The organism is Paenibacillus sp. DS2015 (assembly GCF_050433705.1).
In the GTDB taxonomy this organism is placed as follows: domain Bacteria; phylum Bacillota; class Bacilli; order Paenibacillales; family Paenibacillaceae; genus Paenibacillus_AQ.
In genome coordinates this window covers 1-16,674 of the sequence record NZ_JBNPWS010000044.1, presented here as the reverse complement: position 1 = coordinate 16,674, position 16,674 = coordinate 1, and the positions used below count along the sequence as shown (strand labels likewise).

Annotated in this window: 10 protein-coding genes, 11 tRNA genes and 1 pseudogene; 2 read left to right on the top strand and 20 right to left on the bottom strand. The window is 40.8% G+C overall.

Annotated elements, in window-relative coordinates; all coding sequences use genetic code 11:
- Nucleotides 1-7: 7 nt before the first annotated feature.
- Together J2T13_RS24360 and J2T13_RS24355 are read right to left on the bottom strand one after the other, a co-directional pair.
- Complete coding sequence (locus tag J2T13_RS24360) at nucleotides 8-1,447, bottom strand: hypothetical protein (RefSeq protein ID WP_429375100.1); 1,440 nt, start codon at nucleotides 1,445-1,447, stop codon at nucleotides 8-10.
- The gene (locus J2T13_RS24355; RefSeq protein ID WP_429375098.1) at nucleotides 1,447-1,836 is read right to left on the bottom strand and encodes a cupin domain-containing protein; all 390 of its coding nucleotides are present in this window, start codon (nucleotides 1,834-1,836) and stop codon (nucleotides 1,447-1,449) included. Before J2T13_RS24355 ends, J2T13_RS24360 begins: the two co-directional genes overlap by 1 nt.
- Nucleotides 1,837-2,077: 241 nt before the next feature.
- Between J2T13_RS24355 and J2T13_RS24350 the strand changes: the two genes are divergently transcribed.
- Nucleotides 2,078-2,317 (top strand): hypothetical protein, encoded by a 240-nt coding sequence (locus tag J2T13_RS24350; protein ID WP_429375097.1) that lies wholly within the window; start codon nucleotides 2,078-2,080, stop codon nucleotides 2,315-2,317.
- Between the two features lie 498 nt (nucleotides 2,318-2,815).
- Nucleotides 2,816-3,972 (top strand): annotated as a pseudogene (locus tag J2T13_RS24345) (IS110 family transposase).
- A gap of 566 nt (nucleotides 3,973-4,538) precedes the next feature.
- On the opposite strand, the gene glmS reads toward J2T13_RS24345, so the two are convergent.
- The 18 genes from glmS to J2T13_RS24255 all read right to left on the bottom strand — a co-directional run bounded on the left by glmS (nucleotide 4,539) and on the right by J2T13_RS24255 (nucleotide 16,657).
- Nucleotides 4,539-6,371 carry a glutamine--fructose-6-phosphate transaminase (isomerizing) gene (gene glmS / locus J2T13_RS24340; RefSeq protein WP_429375096.1) on the bottom strand — a complete coding sequence of 611 codons (1,833 nt, stop codon included), beginning with the start codon at nucleotides 6,369-6,371 and terminating at the stop codon, nucleotides 4,539-4,541.
- Nucleotides 6,372-7,012: 641 nt separating this feature from the next.
- Nucleotides 7,013-8,353 carry a phosphoglucosamine mutase gene (gene glmM, locus J2T13_RS24335; protein ID WP_429375094.1) on the bottom strand — a complete coding sequence of 447 codons (1,341 nt, stop codon included), beginning with the start codon at nucleotides 8,351-8,353 and terminating at the stop codon, nucleotides 7,013-7,015.
- A 57-nt stretch (nucleotides 8,354-8,410) separates the two neighbouring features.
- Nucleotides 8,411-9,859, bottom strand: a complete 1,449-nt coding sequence (locus tag J2T13_RS24330; RefSeq protein WP_429375093.1) for a CdaR family protein — start codon at nucleotides 9,857-9,859, stop codon at nucleotides 8,411-8,413.
- Complete coding sequence (cdaA, locus tag J2T13_RS24325) at nucleotides 9,852-10,682, bottom strand: diadenylate cyclase CdaA (RefSeq protein ID WP_429375091.1); 831 nt, start codon at nucleotides 10,680-10,682, stop codon at nucleotides 9,852-9,854. The genes J2T13_RS24330 and cdaA overlap by 8 nt, the downstream gene beginning before the upstream one ends.
- A 290-nt stretch (nucleotides 10,683-10,972) precedes the next feature.
- The gene (locus tag J2T13_RS24320; protein WP_429375090.1) at nucleotides 10,973-11,587 is read right to left on the bottom strand and encodes a zf-HC2 domain-containing protein; all 615 of its coding nucleotides are present in this window, start codon (nucleotides 11,585-11,587) and stop codon (nucleotides 10,973-10,975) included.
- Between the two features lie 176 nt (nucleotides 11,588-11,763).
- Nucleotides 11,764-12,333: an RNA polymerase sigma factor SigW gene (sigW, locus tag J2T13_RS24315; RefSeq protein WP_429375088.1), complete on the bottom strand. Its 570-nt coding sequence runs from the start codon at nucleotides 12,331-12,333 to the stop codon at nucleotides 11,764-11,766.
- Nucleotides 12,334-12,513: 180 nt separating this feature from the next.
- On the bottom strand, nucleotides 12,514-15,315 hold the full coding sequence (ppc, locus tag J2T13_RS24310) for a phosphoenolpyruvate carboxylase (protein ID WP_429375087.1): 2,802 nt from the start codon (nucleotides 15,313-15,315) through the stop codon (nucleotides 12,514-12,516).
- A gap of 349 nt (nucleotides 15,316-15,664) precedes the next feature.
- A tRNA-Gly gene (locus J2T13_RS24305) sits at nucleotides 15,665-15,738 on the bottom strand.
- Between the two features lie 14 nt (nucleotides 15,739-15,752).
- A tRNA-Pro gene (locus tag J2T13_RS24300) sits at nucleotides 15,753-15,826 on the bottom strand.
- Between the two features lie 10 nt (nucleotides 15,827-15,836).
- A tRNA-Arg gene (locus J2T13_RS24295) sits at nucleotides 15,837-15,913 on the bottom strand.
- 13 nt (nucleotides 15,914-15,926) lie between these two features.
- Nucleotides 15,927-16,001 (bottom strand) — tRNA-Gly (locus tag J2T13_RS24290).
- A gap of 9 nt (nucleotides 16,002-16,010) precedes the next feature.
- A tRNA-Leu gene (locus J2T13_RS24285) sits at nucleotides 16,011-16,095 on the bottom strand.
- A gap of 14 nt (nucleotides 16,096-16,109) precedes the next feature.
- Nucleotides 16,110-16,185 (bottom strand) — tRNA-Lys (locus tag J2T13_RS24280).
- Between the two features lie 4 nt (nucleotides 16,186-16,189).
- Nucleotides 16,190-16,264: transfer RNA gene (locus tag J2T13_RS24275), tRNA-Gln, on the bottom strand.
- A 51-nt stretch (nucleotides 16,265-16,315) separates the two neighbouring features.
- Nucleotides 16,316-16,391 (bottom strand) — tRNA-Val (locus J2T13_RS24270).
- Between the two features lie 26 nt (nucleotides 16,392-16,417).
- Nucleotides 16,418-16,492 (bottom strand) — tRNA-Glu (locus J2T13_RS24265).
- Between the two features lie 11 nt (nucleotides 16,493-16,503).
- Nucleotides 16,504-16,579, bottom strand: a tRNA-Thr gene (locus tag J2T13_RS24260).
- A gap of 2 nt (nucleotides 16,580-16,581) precedes the next feature.
- Nucleotides 16,582-16,657, bottom strand: a tRNA-Asn gene (locus tag J2T13_RS24255).
- Nucleotides 16,658-16,674: the final 17 nt, after the last annotated feature.

The following is a 16,674-nucleotide window of genomic DNA, read 5'->3' as shown; positions in this document are numbered from 1 at the left end:
CATTAATTTATACAAAAGTATATTGACCACTCATTACTTGTTCCTCTTTGATAGCTGTCCAATCTGCGTAAAAATTTACTTGTTGATTTAATCGAAGTAAATTAGTTTCATGATGACATACTGATACACGCTTCCAATGTTGATTTGAATGCTTACTCCGTTTTACAAACACTATTCCATCATGTTCATAGTAATTTTCAAGCCATTCACGATCAGATTTATTAAGCAATTCCACATCATCGAATAAAGTAAATATCAAGTAGCTGTGATTTGGGTCATTATGCGTTGGATCGAGCTCTAGCACTTCAGGTTGGATTCGCCAATAGTTTGAAATCCATATTTTTATAGCTCTTCTTACCGAATTACTAATACTTGGAGAAAAAAGTATTTTAATCTGATCAGACCATATTGGATTTTCACAAGCCCCTACCGGTCCAATAAATTGCGGGTCAGAAGCCATTAATTCTTCTGATTGCTTAATCCATCTGTCGCACATCGGGGCAAAACTTAAAGCTTCAATTGATTCCTGATTTTGAAGATATTCTAAAAACCAGTTAATATGGAAACGGCCTAATGAATAAAACCATTTATTTTTTTCCAAAAATGCTTTCTCGCCACCTAATTCTCGTTCACATAGTAATTTTGTCACGCACATCAAGTGTTCGATCGCATAGGATGGCCAATTATTATAAGTCGATAATGTAAACTCTGCAATATCTGCTTTTTGACAATACTTTGGCCTTAATCTTGAATAGGCTCTTGCATACAGTTCCGGATTTTGATCAGAAACCATCGACTTTTTGGACCAATACAATCTGCTGACAACATGCCAGACTCCAAATCGAAACCATTGCTCCCAGTCTCGATATCTACTGCTTGACTCATCACTAATTGGCCCTGTATAGCCGAAAACCAGGGTTAAATGCAAATTCTCTTCTTCACGTATATACCCGGTCTGCCCTCTAGGTGCAGGTAACATAAATATACTTGGAATTACCGTTAGATGAAGTTCACCCTTCCACATCTTACTCAATAAGCTAGCTTCCCAATATCTGCTTCCTTCGCATAATGTTAGTACTTTTTTAGAGTTAATCTTGTACTTCTCATACATTGAACCTAGGAAATCGATAACTTTCGTATTCGATTGAAGGTTTTGAGCCAATTGATAAAGTAACTCTTCCCGCTTCTCAAAATCACGCATTGGCTTAGATATACCAATGCCGAGTACGTAATACAACCCCCGAACTTCTAAAGCTTCACGAATCGAATTTGCTTCCGTCACTGCTATGCATTGATTAATAAAATCAATTGCTATCGACTTTTTGATCACGGGTTGCCTAGGACCCGGACGTAGATCTGAAGAATCTATTGTTCGCCATATGGCACAAACAACTTCTACATAAGGTGAAAATTCTACGGAAAATTCAGGTCGAATTATGGTGTTCATTATTCTCCTCCCGAATAAGCTGGAAGTAGATACATATTCAAATGCTTAATAATTCTTTCATTAGCTTCCCACCACACGGATAGAAAACTCAATTCCTCTTGACTAGAGTCTAGGTTACAAATTGTATGTGCTTTATCTGGAGCAACATAAATGACATCACCCTCTTTTATCGATTGCTCTTCCCCTTCGATGTTAAAGTAACCGCTTCCACTTGTAATAAAGAAAACTTCAGCTACCCTATGCGTATGTAATGTTGTAGCTTCGCCGGGTTGAACCTTTGCCCAAGCAGAGCCAAATGGCGCAAAATTCCGATTGTCACTTATTGGGAAGAGATGCTGCAAATTCACCCCATTTTCTGTGACCCATTTATTTTCTTTGTTTAATAACATTACTTTTCCCCTCCTCCAATTTATCTCCAGTCAAGATTAACGAATTATATCTAGCCACTTAACACGAAACTCTTGAAATATCACCCGTATAAGTAATTATCAATAATCACCCAAAATATATATTATTTTTTAGATAAAATGTTATAATAATTAAATCCTACCACGTTGTTCCATATTTAACAATAGATTCTGTAGAATATGAACACATGTATAATATTAAGCGTTGAATAGGGGTGTATTTATGAAAGTAAAAGCAATCATAAGGGAAGTCATTTTATCACCTGGGGAACTAGAAAAATGGGTTGTTAATAGTAACGATTGGATTTTTATTAAGTCTGATGAAAGTATAAATGTAACCTTTAAGCGGATTAACGTAGAATTGACTAAAAAAACTCCAGGACTATTTCAATGCAGTCATCGTTCCTTCTTTATTCAAAATATTAGAAGCATCCCGTCAGTCAGTATAGGGAGGAAATTTTGAATACATTACCTAAAAGTATTTAAGTATCTATAGCAATTCACTTCTATCATTTAGGTCATATTGCTAGTAGCGTCAAGAATTGTTACCTCAATTGGGATAGAGATGCTTGGAGTATAGAACAAATTTTTCCACCTGGATTTAATTGGTCATTATTTGAAAATTTGATTTTGATTACATTTTATGGTTGAATTACACTTAACTTAAAAGTATCAGTAATTACGGTTCCTAAAAAACAAATATGGCTTTACCGCCGCACCCCCAATATGAAAGTTGGGTTTAGCGAGGAGCGTTCCCTGTAATACTGAGTAATACTGCGATTGGACATAAATACGTGGCTCTTTTTGGGGCTCTGACCCTGTCTAAAAAACTGTGAGAATTCGTTTTGTGAACAACCCCATGCTAGCTTTGGTGCGAGATACCGAATGACTGCGGACAGAAAAATGCAATGTTCAAACGAATTTGCCAATCGTAGTATCATTCAATTTGGAGGGAAATAAGATGGATATGTTAGCTGCACGTTGTGCCGGTTTAGATGTTCATCAGAAGAATATTGTTGTATGTGTAATGACAGGCGAAGCAGATGAAGCTCCGCGGGCAGAAACAAGAACGTTCCCAACAATGACCCTCGACTTGTTTGCGCTGATGACTTGGTTGGAGTCTGAAGGCGTGACAAATATTGCGATGGAGAGTACGGGCATTTATTGGAAGCCTGTGTACAACATCTTGGAAGGTTACTTCGACATCGCACTTGCCAATGCACAGCGGATCAAAAACGTTCCCGGACGCAAAACCGATGTGAACGATGCAGAATGGATAGCCAAGCTACTACGAGTGGGCCTGATTGAGAAGAGCTTTGTTCCAGCCGAAGACCTTCGCGAACTGCGGGATTTAACCCGGTTGCGCAAAAAGCGTGTCGGCAACTTAACGGCAGAGAAGAACCGCATCCAAAAGGTACTAGAGGCCTCAAACGTAAAACTGGGAACTGTCATTTCTGATGTGTTTGGTGTGTCTGGCCGTAATCTCTTGGAGAGTTTGCTCGAACAAGGCTATGTGGACGCCAACGACATTGCACATCGTGTGCATGGCAATATGCAGAAAAACGTTGCCCAGATTGCTGAATCTCTATTCGGAACTCTGAACGCTCATCAAATGATGTTGATTCGCAACTGTTGGGAGCACATTACATTTCTAGAAAAATCCATTTCGGAATTGGATTTAGAAATCACTTCCCACCTAGAACCGTATAAAGAAGCATACAAGCTAGTTCAAACGATTCCAGGCGTAAGTGAGATTACAGCTTCGGCTATTATAGCGGAAATTGGCGTTGACATGGATCAGTTTCCAACAGAAGACCATTTGGCCTCATGGGCAGGCGTAGCACCGGGTAATCACGAAAGTGCGGGTAAAAAAAAAGTGCCCGTGCACGAAAAGGCAATCCGCATGTAAAAACGGCGCTTTATGAAGCGGCTTGGGCAGCAACGAAGTCAAGGAAGTCTGAACTTGCCATCCGATTTTGGAAGATGGCTTCTCGGCGAGGAAAGAAAAAAGCGTTAGTCGCTCTGGCCCGAAAGATACTAACGATCATCTATCATATGATTAAGAACAAGACTACTTACATTGAAGGCGGTCCAGTAGTTATCAAACAATTAGCATAGCAGTATTTGTATCCGCAAAATATAGTTGTTCCCTCCCCCTTTCCCCCAAACCCTTGCCCACCTGCCTTTCTCTCATTCCCCAATTTCTGTAGGCAAATATAGTCGTTCCCTAAACCCTCTTCTTTTTTCACATTTTATGTAAGAACTTTTGATTTTCAGCAAAATAAAGTTGTTCCCTGGAAATCAGAGTGAAGGGATTAGGATTTAGGAATCTTTCATGCTCTTATTCAAGCTAATTCTCACGCTTTTTCTTCAAGCTTTTTTTCTCTTTCTTCCTAAAACCTTGTACTACCCGCATTTATCAAGCTTTTCATCCTGCTTTCCCCCTGCCCTTTATCCTGAATCTCCCGCTTCTTCTCCTGCTTATCTCTTGCCTTTCCTCTGCATTTACCCTGTATTTCTCCTGCTCTTCTTCATCTAAAGAGATAAGAAAACACGAAGGGAATTGGATGGTTAATCCAGATTACCTTCGTGTTAGGGAACAGTTATATTTGCCCAGGGAACAAGTTATTTTGCTGGGGAAATTATATTTTGCGATAACAAGACTCACCTTACAATCCCCAACCCTACTCCACAGTCACACTCTTCGCCAAGTTACGCGGCTTATCTACATCGTTACCACGTGCAAGCGAAGCGTAGTATGAAAGTAACTGTAGTGGCACCACGGACAACGCTGGTGTCAGCAGTTGCAATGTCTTAGGAATAGCAAAAGCTTGGTCAACGGATTTCAACAGGGTTGGTACGTACTCTTCATACGTAATCGCCATGATATCTGCTCCGCGTGCGCTAACTTCCTTGATATTGCTTACTGTTTTCTCAAAGACATTCTCTTGAGTTAGCAAGGCAATAACAGGAATACCTTCTTCGATCAAGGCTAATGTTCCGTGTTTCAATTCACCTGCTGGATAAGCTTCGGAGTGAATGTAGGAGATTTCCTTAAGTTTCAATGATCCCTCTTGTACTACTGCGAAATCTAGTCCACGACCAATGAAGAATAGGTGCTCGTGGTGAGAGATTTGTTCAGCATACGCCTTAATAGATTCAGATTGCTCTAACATGCTATCTAATTGTTCAGGCAATGCTTGCATCGCTGCAATGATATGAGCAATAGCTTCAGGAGTCTGCGTACCACGAATTTCAGCCAAGAACAACCCGAATAAATAGAATGCAATTAATTGGGAAGTATAAGCTTTAGTGGATGCTACAGCAATCTCAGGACCCGCAAGAGTGACGATAACATCATCAGCATCGCGAGCAATTGAACTACCTACCACGTTAGTAATCGCAAGTACATGTGCCCCGTTGGCTTTAGCTTCACGTAGAGCCGCAAGCGTATCGGCAGTTTCACCTGATTGGCTTACGACAATAACCAACGTTTCAGGTGTCACGATCGGAGAACGATAGCGATATTCTGAGGCAACATCCGTCTCTACAGGAATACGAACCAATTGTTCTATTACATGACGTCCGACTAGACCTGCATGATATGCGGTACCACATGCAATGATCTGTACGTTACGAATATTTAAAATTTGTTCTCGCGTTAATTTCAACTCTGGCAAGACAACCTTTTTGCCTTCACTGTCAATCCGGCCACGCATTGTGTCACGGTATGCTTTAGGTTGTTCATGTATTTCTTTCAGCATGAAATGCTCAAAGCCGCCTTTTTCAGCAGTTACTTCATCCCAATCGACATGAATCATTTCCCGAGAAATAAAATTCCCTTCGATGGTCATTAATTCGACGGCATCTTGTGTCAGCACTGCCATTTCGCCATCATTGAGAATGTATACATTCCGCGTATATTGAAGAATAGCAGGAATATCTGAAGCGATATAATTCTCCCCTTCTCCAATTCCAATGATCAACGGGCTTGCCTGACGTACAGCTACCAATCGGTCCGGTTCGTACTCCGTCAATACGCCAAGTGCAAATGCGCCGCGCATGAAAGTGATCGCTTTTTGAACAGCTTTCACGATATTACCCTCATACTCACGAGCAACTAGATGTGCAATAACTTCAGTATCTGTCTCAGATGCGAAGGTATGACCTTCCGCTATCAATTCATCCTTCAAATCCAAATAGTTCTCAATAATACCATTGTGGACTACAGAAAATTTAAGACTTTCATCTGTATGTGGATGAGAATTCGCATCAGAAGGTTTACCATGGGTTGCCCAACGAGTATGACCTATACCTGCAGTTCCAGTAAGAGGTTCATTCTCAAGCTTGGATTCCAAGTTAGCTAGACGTCCCTGAGCTTTGGTAACTTGAAGACCATCCTTCGTGAACACCGCGATTCCAGCTGAATCGTATCCCCGGTACTCCAACTTCTTCAGACCTTCAATCAACACTGACTGCGTATTATTTGTACCAATATATCCGACAATACCACACATATATATATCCCCATTTCACTTTTTGTTGGAATTCCAAATGAAAGTGTGCGAGCTGATATGCGGCATGTACGAGAATGTACGAAAAATTCAATGTATTCAATTATACAAGGTCCATTCACGAATGCACTTTCTCGTCCATTACCGACTGCTTTATTGACGCACACTCATGATTAATAGTAATAAAATCTGCACCCACCGAATCGTTGTGTGAACAGTCGCCCATTCATTTTCCGTTATCGGTTTACGGCTCTGGTGCATCACCGAGAGGTCCCCGCCGAACATTCGAACACCTCTACCTCGTCAACTTGATCTGCCGTTGAATTCAGAATTCATGTGATAACATATTCATGCCATCAATTCTTCATTCGCCCCGCGCTAGCTCAAGTTCTGGCGCTTGTATTCATCAACCTCACTGCCCTCGCTTTCTATATTTGAATCACATTAATACATTATATGCATGTTAAAGGCATTTGGCAATGCTATGGGAATGTAATATACATGAAGGATTGCAAAGCCTTATTTACAACATTCATCACATGTAAACTTCCTCAGTTCAATACCCAATAATTAAGCCGATGAAACATAGGTCTTATGTTCATCGGCTACGTTCTATATTAGTAATTTTAGAATAGCAGTCTAAGTTAAACTAATTCCCGCTTCACTACATCGACAATTTGCGATACATAAAGATTAAGCTCACTTTCATCAGGACCTTCAGCCATAACACGTATCAATGACTCTGTCCCCGACGCACGGACAAGTACGCGACCGTTATCAGCTAACTTCTCTTCTACGGCTGTAATAGCCGCTTCAATGGCTTCATTGCCTTCATAGTTACTCTTATCTTCCACACGTACATTTACGAGAACTTGAGGATACTTACTCATCATCGCTTTAACTTCACTAAGTTTCTTACCTGACTCTTTCAGTGTGTCAACAAGCTGGATACCTGTAAGTAGACCGTCACCTGTTGTATTATAATCTAAGAAAATAACATGTCCAGATTGTTCTCCACCTAAGTTGTACCCACCTCTAATCATTTCTTCCATCACATAGCGGTCACCTACAGCTGTTTTTGCTGTTTTGAGACCCAATCTTTCCGTTGCTTTATAAAAACCAATGTTACTCATCACCGTTGAGACGATAGTATTGTCCTTTAACGTACCCTTACGATTCATAGCTTCCCCACAAATACATAGAATGAAGTCCCCGTCTACTTCTTCACCATTCTCGTCAATCGCGATTAGGCGATCAGCATCACCATCAAAGGCTAATCCTAGATCTGCCTTATGCTTCAATACTTCTAACTTCAGCTTCTCTGGGTGGGTAGAACCACAATGATCATTAATATTAAGTCCCGTAGGTTCTGAACCGATAGCAATAACTTCCGCCCCTAGATCACGAAACAATTGGGGTGCTAGTTCATACGCTGCACCATTGGCACTATCCAGAACAATTTTAACACCTTCAAAAGATTGTGAAATTGTAGTCTTCAAGAAGTCCAAATATTTATATTTCGATTCATTATCTACAATAACATTCCCTAGATCAGCACCGTAAGGGCGTGGAAGACGATCTTCCTCTGCATCCATCAGTTCTTCGATTTTTAATTCTGTCTCATCAGAGAGCTTAAATCCATCTCCTCCGAAAAACTTGATCCCGTTATCCTCCACAGGATTATGTGATGCAGAGATCATGACCCCAGCATCCGCCTTCAAGTATCTTGTAATATAAGCCACCGCGGGTGTAGTCACGATCCCTAGTCGAATAACATGTGCGCCAATCGACAACAATCCTGCAACTAAAGCAGATTCTAACATTGCACCAGAGATCCGTGTATCCATTCCAATAATGACCGTTGGTTTCTCTACATTACTGGTTAGAACATAACCCCCACAACGTCCAATGCTATAAGCTAATTCAGCGGTTAATTCTTTATTAGCAATTCCCCGTACCCCGTCTGTTCCAAAGTATTTCCCCATTATTTTTCTCCTTTGTCAACTCTCTAATTGAAGTTGTCTTCATATCATTATATCGAATTAAGGTTCAGTATTATCTGAACTATCTAATACTCCTCCATCATCATCTGAAGGATCTGTGTTTGTTCCATTCCCTGTGCTTGGTTCTGTAACCGTCCCCGCGTTACCACCTTCTATAACTGGACCTATAATGTCTTTATCTGCCTCCGGTGCTGGATCGCTATCGATCTCTTTATCAGGCACCTTCGTTGGCGGTACAGGTTCAACGGTCGAAGGTATTGTCTTATCCTTAATTTCAATTGTCGCGGTTATGGGTTGTTTATCTGCTGATGTTATAAATCGTGGTAACGTAACCTCTAGCTTAACTTCGTGACTACCTGGCTTCAAATCTTGGACATTAGCTACAATTTTGATATCCCCTTTATTCAAGCTATTGAGCAAAGAAGCAGCCCCTGTTAAATTCATGGCAACAGATTTATTCGCAGGGCTTATAATTGTTGCTTGGTAATCACTCGTCATTCCTTCAATTGTGATAGGGATGTCACTTATCGTTCTTTCGCCTACGGATACAGCATCTACTTCCACTTGTATCGTACTAGGCTCTATTCTAACCATTCCTGCTGGTGGCTTCAAATCGATGCTCAGCTCCGATTTGCCAGATTGCTTAACCTGACTCAGATCTACTATAACATCATTATAAGATTTAACCCCTGCCAGCGCAGACTGAGACCCATATATTTTCACTTGACTAATATTCGGTGTAACCTCAGACAGAACAAGCCCCTCTGGAAGGCTCCCTGTATACTGAATTGATATAGGGACATCTATAGAAGGTGAAGTAAGTGGAATCTCCACAGACACAGAAGAGGGTTCAATGATCGCATCCTTCAATGCCTGCCCTTTACTATTGTAGGCCGTTAATTTAACCTTCTTCTGCGTAAATGTCTCTGTATGTCCATCAAGTTCTACGGTACCTTCAACCTTTGCCACATCAGCTAAATTGGTGGAAGGCAATGTGACTTCTACAGTACTTGGTTCTATCACAGCTACTCCTACTTTATATCCCTCAGCAAGAGCACCTACAGTGACTACGCTCACAGGATAGGAAGCAGTTTCTCGCTTCTCAATAATAACCGTTACTGTTTTGGGCTGCATGGAGACGAGTTCTACACCAAAAGGTAGATCATAAGTAAGAGGTAATGTGTTTGTACCCTCTTTGACATTACTTAAATCCAAGCGCACTCTATAATCTTCATTGAATAAAGACGTAATATCAGAACGCCTTCCTTTGACTTCCATTCTTACCTTATCCGTATCCATCGCACTAAGCACATATTTAGAATCATCCAGATCAAAGGGTTGTACTTTAATATTCTCAATCACTTTACTATCGATCGTCGTCGTAGGTGTTGGTGTGCTATTATCCAGATGAACGATAGCCCACAGCAGAATGCTGAGCGCAATCGCAAGAATTTTGACCACATTATTATTCTTGAGCCATCTATCCATTATTATCGTCCCCCTTCCGTTTCCAGAATGGAGAGCGCTTCTCTTTAACCGTCGCATTGGGACGTAGCTCTTCATATAACTTAGATATCAACGATTCCTCTTTAATATCCCGAACAACTTGACCATTCATAGCTAAAGAGATCTGACCCGTCTCTTCTGATACCACTATAGCTACGGCATCGCCTACCTCACTTATCCCAATAGCCGCACGGTGCCTAGTCCCTAACTCTTTACTAATAAAAGGATTCTCCGACAGTGGTAAATAACAGGCTGCCGCTGCAATTTGACTCGATTGAACGATCATGGCTCCATCATGGAGCGGTGTGTTAGGTATGAATATGTTAATAATAAGCTCAGAGCTTATTATTGATTTCATGGGAATACCTGACTCTGTATACTCATTAAGACCCGTCTCTCGTTCAAATACAATTAATGCTCCTATTTTTCTACGTGATAAATAATTAATAGCTTTAATAACTTCACTAATTAATTTCGTGACTTCCTCATTCTCAGCAGAGGTTCGTCCGAACAACTTACCACGTCCCAATTGCTCTAGTGCACGACGTAGTTCCGGTTGAAAAATAATAATCACTGCCAACACACCAAACGTAAACATCTGATTCATCAGCCATTTGAGCGTGTACAGATCAAACCACGTACTTATGGCCCAAATAATAACCAGAAATAATATCCCCTTCAGTAATTGGACAGCTCTTGTACCTCTTACTAGAAGAATCACATGATAAATAATGTATGAAACAATACCAACATCAATAATATCTTTAATGGAATCTTTCCAAGTCATATCCGTGAAATAGTTCATTCTAAGGCCCCCGTCTATACCCTTCAATAAAATAGTTCAATCTCTATTTATAATGTCCTTATTGTATAGGTTATAACGATCAACCTCATGTTGCAAGCTCAAGGGCTTTCAAACGAACATAATATGTCATCTTTTTAATGATAAAAGACTTCATCGTTCGAAAAGGACAGTATTCGTTTAGCGATGAAATATCGATAAAATTTATACTTTTTAAATATTTAAAACAAAAAAGGTGCACTCTCTATATAAAGAGGCACCGTAATGTCGTGATCACCTTCGGACCGCTAACATTAACGATAAGCAACATCCGAGACTAGGTTGGTAATTTTATACCATATCCAATCCAATGCTCTGTCAACATTCTTAACTTGTCCAGAGATATGAGCAGTAGATGCTTTATACAAAGAACCATCAATTACAGTCAAATTACCTTCGACGACACCAAATATTTGTGCTTTTCCATTCTCTATCGTCAAATCTCCAGCAATCGTTCTTCCTTCAGGTAAAATAACGGTGTCACCCTCAATGATGACTTGATCCAAATTGTTTCCATGGACCATTAATTGGTTGTCTTGGTTCCATACATTGATCGTACTAAACAACATGACTACCAAGAAAAGGGCTGCCGCTGTTGCTGCTGGATGCCTTTTAACCCACGTTACCCATCGTTGCTGCTTCTTATGCACCGGAAGAGCACTCAGGATACGCTTAGTTAGCTCATCCGATGCAGACGGTGTACTATAGTGAAGAGAGTAAAGTAGCATATCCGTCTGTTCTAGCTCTTTAAACTGCATACGACAATCAGGGCAGGTTAGCGTATGTTCCTTTAGCATCACCCTTTGCTCCTTGGATAAGTCGTCGTCTAGAAAATCATGCATCAAAGAGACGGCTAATTTGCATTCCATATGAGCCAATCCTTTCAATAATTCTGTTGATTTCTCATACTCTAATTTCAGAGCATAAGACCTGATAATTTACATACGTAGCAGTTCTACAGATGTTTCAAAATATTATCGAGAATGAACAAAAGTTACAAAAAGAAGGGACGGTCCAGTCGTCAGTCCTTCTACTCATATAACCTCTACATACTGGACTCCAGTTTTTTTCGCAAAAACTCTCGACCACGATGTACACGAGTCTTTATTGTCGTCACAGGCATACCGAGCACATCACTAATTTCCTGCAAGGATAACTCCTGAAGGTATCTCAAAATCATGACTGATTTATATTTACTTGGCAGACTATTAATCGCATTATATACAAGCTGCTTAGTCTCAGAGAGTATAAGTTCACTCTCCGGCGTCTGATCGACACTTGGAATTAATGAATAGCCATCTAATCCTTCTTGATCATTCATATCAGCATCTAGCGAATATGTAGGTTTCCTTTTCCTCAATCGATCAATACAAAGATTAGTTCCAATACGATAAATCCATGTAGAGAACTTCTGATTCGGATCATAGCGATCCAAATTTTTGAACACACGTAAAAAAGTTTCTTGGACTACATCCTCCGCCTCGTGACGGTTGTTCAGCATCCGGTAAGCTAAATGAAAGATTTTGTCTTTGTACAGATCGACAATCTCCGCGAATGCTTGTTGATCGCCCTTCAGGGCTAGTTTTGTTAACCTATTCTCTAATTGATCCAACATAGTTTCCCCCAGACTTGCTGATGGGTATTTTGTATAGAATTAAAACAACATTAAAATCGTAATTCATGTGCCTATAAAAAGCAATACCTACCTGTATAGTTAACGAAAAAATCCGAAGATTCCTTAATAAGGAACCCTCGGATTATATGCTCCGTTTTTGTATTATTCTTATATTTCCTATCAACCCGTATTTCGAAGCCCAGCTGCAATTCCGTTAATTGTTAGAAGAACCTCGCGGAGTAACTCACTATTGTCTTCACCCTGATCTCTAATTTCACGAAGCTCACTAAGAAGCTGAACTTGTAAATAACTAAGTGGATCAACATAAGGATTACGGAGTTTAATGGACTCCTGGATCACAGGAACATTATCTAAGATTTCTTTTTGACCGGTAATTTTGAGAATCAGATCCGTTGTCAACTTAAATTCATCTTCTATTTGACTGAAAATACGTTGACGATACGATTCTTCCTTGGTCATGTTAGCATACTCTTTGGCAATGATTAAATCCGCCTTAGCGATAGCCATTTGCAACGAATCAATTAATGACGTGAAGAATGAAAAGTTAGTGTACATCTCTTGCAGTACCTTTAGATTCTCCTCGTTATTCTGATAGTAGCTCTGTATACCCGTACCTGCAGCATACCAAGCAGGAAGTAAATAACGACTTTGTGTCCAAGCAAACACCCATGGAATAGCGCGTAAGTCCTCAAACCGATCGCTATTCTTACGTTTGGATGGACGTGAACCGATATTTAACTCTCCAACCTCTGGTAATGGTGTCGATTCTTTAAAGAAAGTTAGGAAATCTGGATCACGGAATATCAAATCCTGATATTTATGAAGAGAAACTTCCGAAATCCCCTTCACAATCTGATCCCATTCCTTTTCTTGCTTCTCATATGCCGCATCATGAGGAGAACGAGCATTAATTGCTGCTGTCACAAGAGCTGATGTGGCTTGATCTAAGCTTCGATATGCAATCCCTTGTAGAGAGTATCTAGAAGAGATGACCTCACCCTGCTCAGTGATCTTAATGCCCCCACCGACAGTAGAAGCAGGTTGTGCTAGTATGCTACGATTTAGCGGCATGCCTCCACGACCTAACGCACCACCACGTCCGTGGAAAAACTTCAATTTCACATCGAAGTCATCCGCTACTGTTGTAATATCTTTCAATGCTACACGCAGCTCCCAGTTGGCTGTTACAGCTCCACCATCTTTATTACTATCTGAATACCCAAGCATAATCTCTTGAAGGTCATTCATAGCACTTACAGCTTGTCGATAAATCGGCATGTTAAGCACTTGTCTCATAATATCTGGCGCAGCATGTAAATCCTCAATCGTCTCAAACAACGGTACAGCTTGTAACGTACAAGTCACGGTATTATCACTATTTTGGTGGAATAGGCCTACTTCCTTAGCGAATACCATAACTTCTAGGATGTCACTAGCTCCTCGCGCCATGCTAATTAGGTACTTGGAAATACAATCAACACCGTACTCCTGTTGAGCTTCATATACGGTACGATACACATTGATGCATTCTTTCGTACTTTCACTGTATTCATGATAAGGCGAAGTAATAGGCCTTGGGTCATTCAACAGCTTACTAAGTAATTCTATTTTTTCATCTTCCGTTAATTCAGCATAATGGTGTGAGATCTCCATCTTGGACAGTACTTCAGACAAAGCATTCTCATGCTCTTGACTGTGTTGGCGAATATCCAGGGATGCCGTATGGAATCCGAATAGTTCCACTTGTCGAATTAACTTCTTAATGTAAGTATCTGCGACATAATCAGCGTAGTGATGACGTAGACTCCGATCAATAATGTTAAGGTCATTAATGAACTCTAAAGGTGTAGCATAACGGTCTGCCGTTCCCTTTGTACTCTCATCAAGTAAATTTTTAATTTTAGCCATCATATATACTAATTTAATACGGTAAGGTTCATTCTCGTTATGCCAAATGAAATTCTTACTCAAAGTAACGTTAGATTGATCTTCTAGTATAGACTCCTCAAGCTCAGTAGAGACGTTAACGATAGAAGTACTGAAGCTAAGTGACTTCATAAATTCCTTCATGATCCGTTCGTATTCACGTACCGCGAGTTTTCTTTGCATGCTTAGAGTCTGCCAAGTAATATCAGAAGTTACCGAAGGATTACCATCTCTGTCTCCACCAATCCAAGATCCAAAACGAAGATACGTTGGCACATGCCAGTTGTGGCCCGGATAGTATTTACTAAGACATCGTTCCATTTCTTGATATACATCAGGTAAAACATGAAAAAGTGTTTCGTGGAAATAGTACATTCCATGTCTCACTTCATCAAGCACAGTCGGCTTACGATCACGAAGCTCATCTGTCTGCCATAAAGTGATAACTTCGTTGAGAAGCTTCTCACGTAATTGTTCCCGTTCGCGGAACGTAAGTGTTGGATTATCTAGTAGCATTACATCTTCTGAAATCCGCTTATGAATATCAAGAATGGCTCTACGCATAGCTTCTGTAGGGTGAGCAGTCATGACTAATTCAAGTGAAAGTCCCTCAATAATTTCCTGTACCTCTTGATACGAGAAATTGCGTTCTTTTAAATCTTGAATAGCACTTTCGATAGATCCTGGTTGAACCGTATCTCCTGCTGAACGTTCATAATCACGTTTCCTGCGAATGCGATGGTTTTGTTCAGCGATATTGACCAATTGAAAATAGATCGCAAATGCTCGGATTACCTGATGTCGTGTGTCTGGCTTTAATGTTTCAATAGTTTCTTTAAAGTCAGCAAACAACTCAGGTAAGAATACGGAACGTAAAGATTTACTAGTTTCACGGATCTTTTCAACTATATCTAAAAGTTCATTGCCCCCTTGATGGACCAATACCTCTCCCAGAATATTCCCAAGAAACCGTACGTCACGGCGCAGTAGATTATTGGAGTTACTTTTACTGGCGCTTACCGTAAGTTCTGTCATGTTACTCCCCCCGTCTTATACCAAAATTCAATAGCTATCTTTCTATGACACCTTCTAGACCTTCTTAGTATCATACAATAAAATGAACGTAAAATCTTTATATTTATTGTATTTGGAATATTTTTTACTGTATTTATATTTATAATAACTGTATTTTAATTCATGATCAAAATGACAGCTCTTAATAACCTTTCAATGTTAGAAGCAACTCACAAGAAATACATGGGTCTGTTTCCTACATATGCCCATAATAATTATGCATGAGGTAACCGAAGAATGAACCTTCATGGCCTCACTATATTATACATTCTGATATGCAAAAAAAAGCCTTTCGGCTTCATATTATAGTTGGAGCGGGTGATGGGAATCGAACCCACGCTATCAGCTTGGAAGGCTGAAGTTCTACCATTGAACTACACCCGCAAAGTAAATAAGTATCGGGACGACACGATTTGAACATGCGACCCCCTGGACCCAAACCAGGTGCTCTACCAAGCTGAGCTACGTCCCGATGAAAAATATGGTGTGCCCAGAGAGATTCGAACTCCCGGCCTTTTGATTCGTAGTCAAACGCTCTATCCAGCTGAGCTATGGGCACGTTGTGAGCCATATGGAGCGGACGACGGGAATCGAACCCGCGACCCTCGCCTTGGCAAGGCGATGCTCTACCGCTGAGCCACGTCCGCATAATAAAATGGTGCGCGTGGAGGGACTTGAACCCCCACGTCGTGAAACGCTAGATCCTAAGTCTAGTGCGTCTGCCAATTCCGCCACACGCGCACACTGATAAAAAATGGTGAGCCATGAAGGATTCGAACCTTCGACACCCTGATTAAAAGTCAGGTGCTCTACCAACTGAGCTAATGGCTCTTAATGGCTGGGGATATAGGATTTGAACCTATGCGTGACGGAGTCAAAGTCCGTTGCCTTACCGCTTGGCTAATCCCCAATAATAGATATCTGTATTGTACCCATTTCTATAATAATCATAATTGTATAATGGTGGAGGCTGAGGGGATCGAACCCCCGACCCTCTGCTTGTAAGGCAGATGCTCTCCCAGCTGAGCTAAGCCTCCGTACACATATGACACATAATAATAAATGGTGACCCGTATGGGATTCGAACCCATGTTACCTCCGTGAAAGGGAGGTGTCTTAACCCCTTGACCAACGGGCCTAGATTCCTTATGGAGCTCTCAACCGGATTCGAACCGGTGACCTCATCCTTACCATGGATGCACTCTACCTACTGAGCTATGAGAGCAATGGCTCCCCGAACAGGGCTCGAACCTGTGACAACTCGATTAACAGTCGAGTGCTCTACCAACTGAGCTATCAGGGAAAATCCGCTTGGCGACG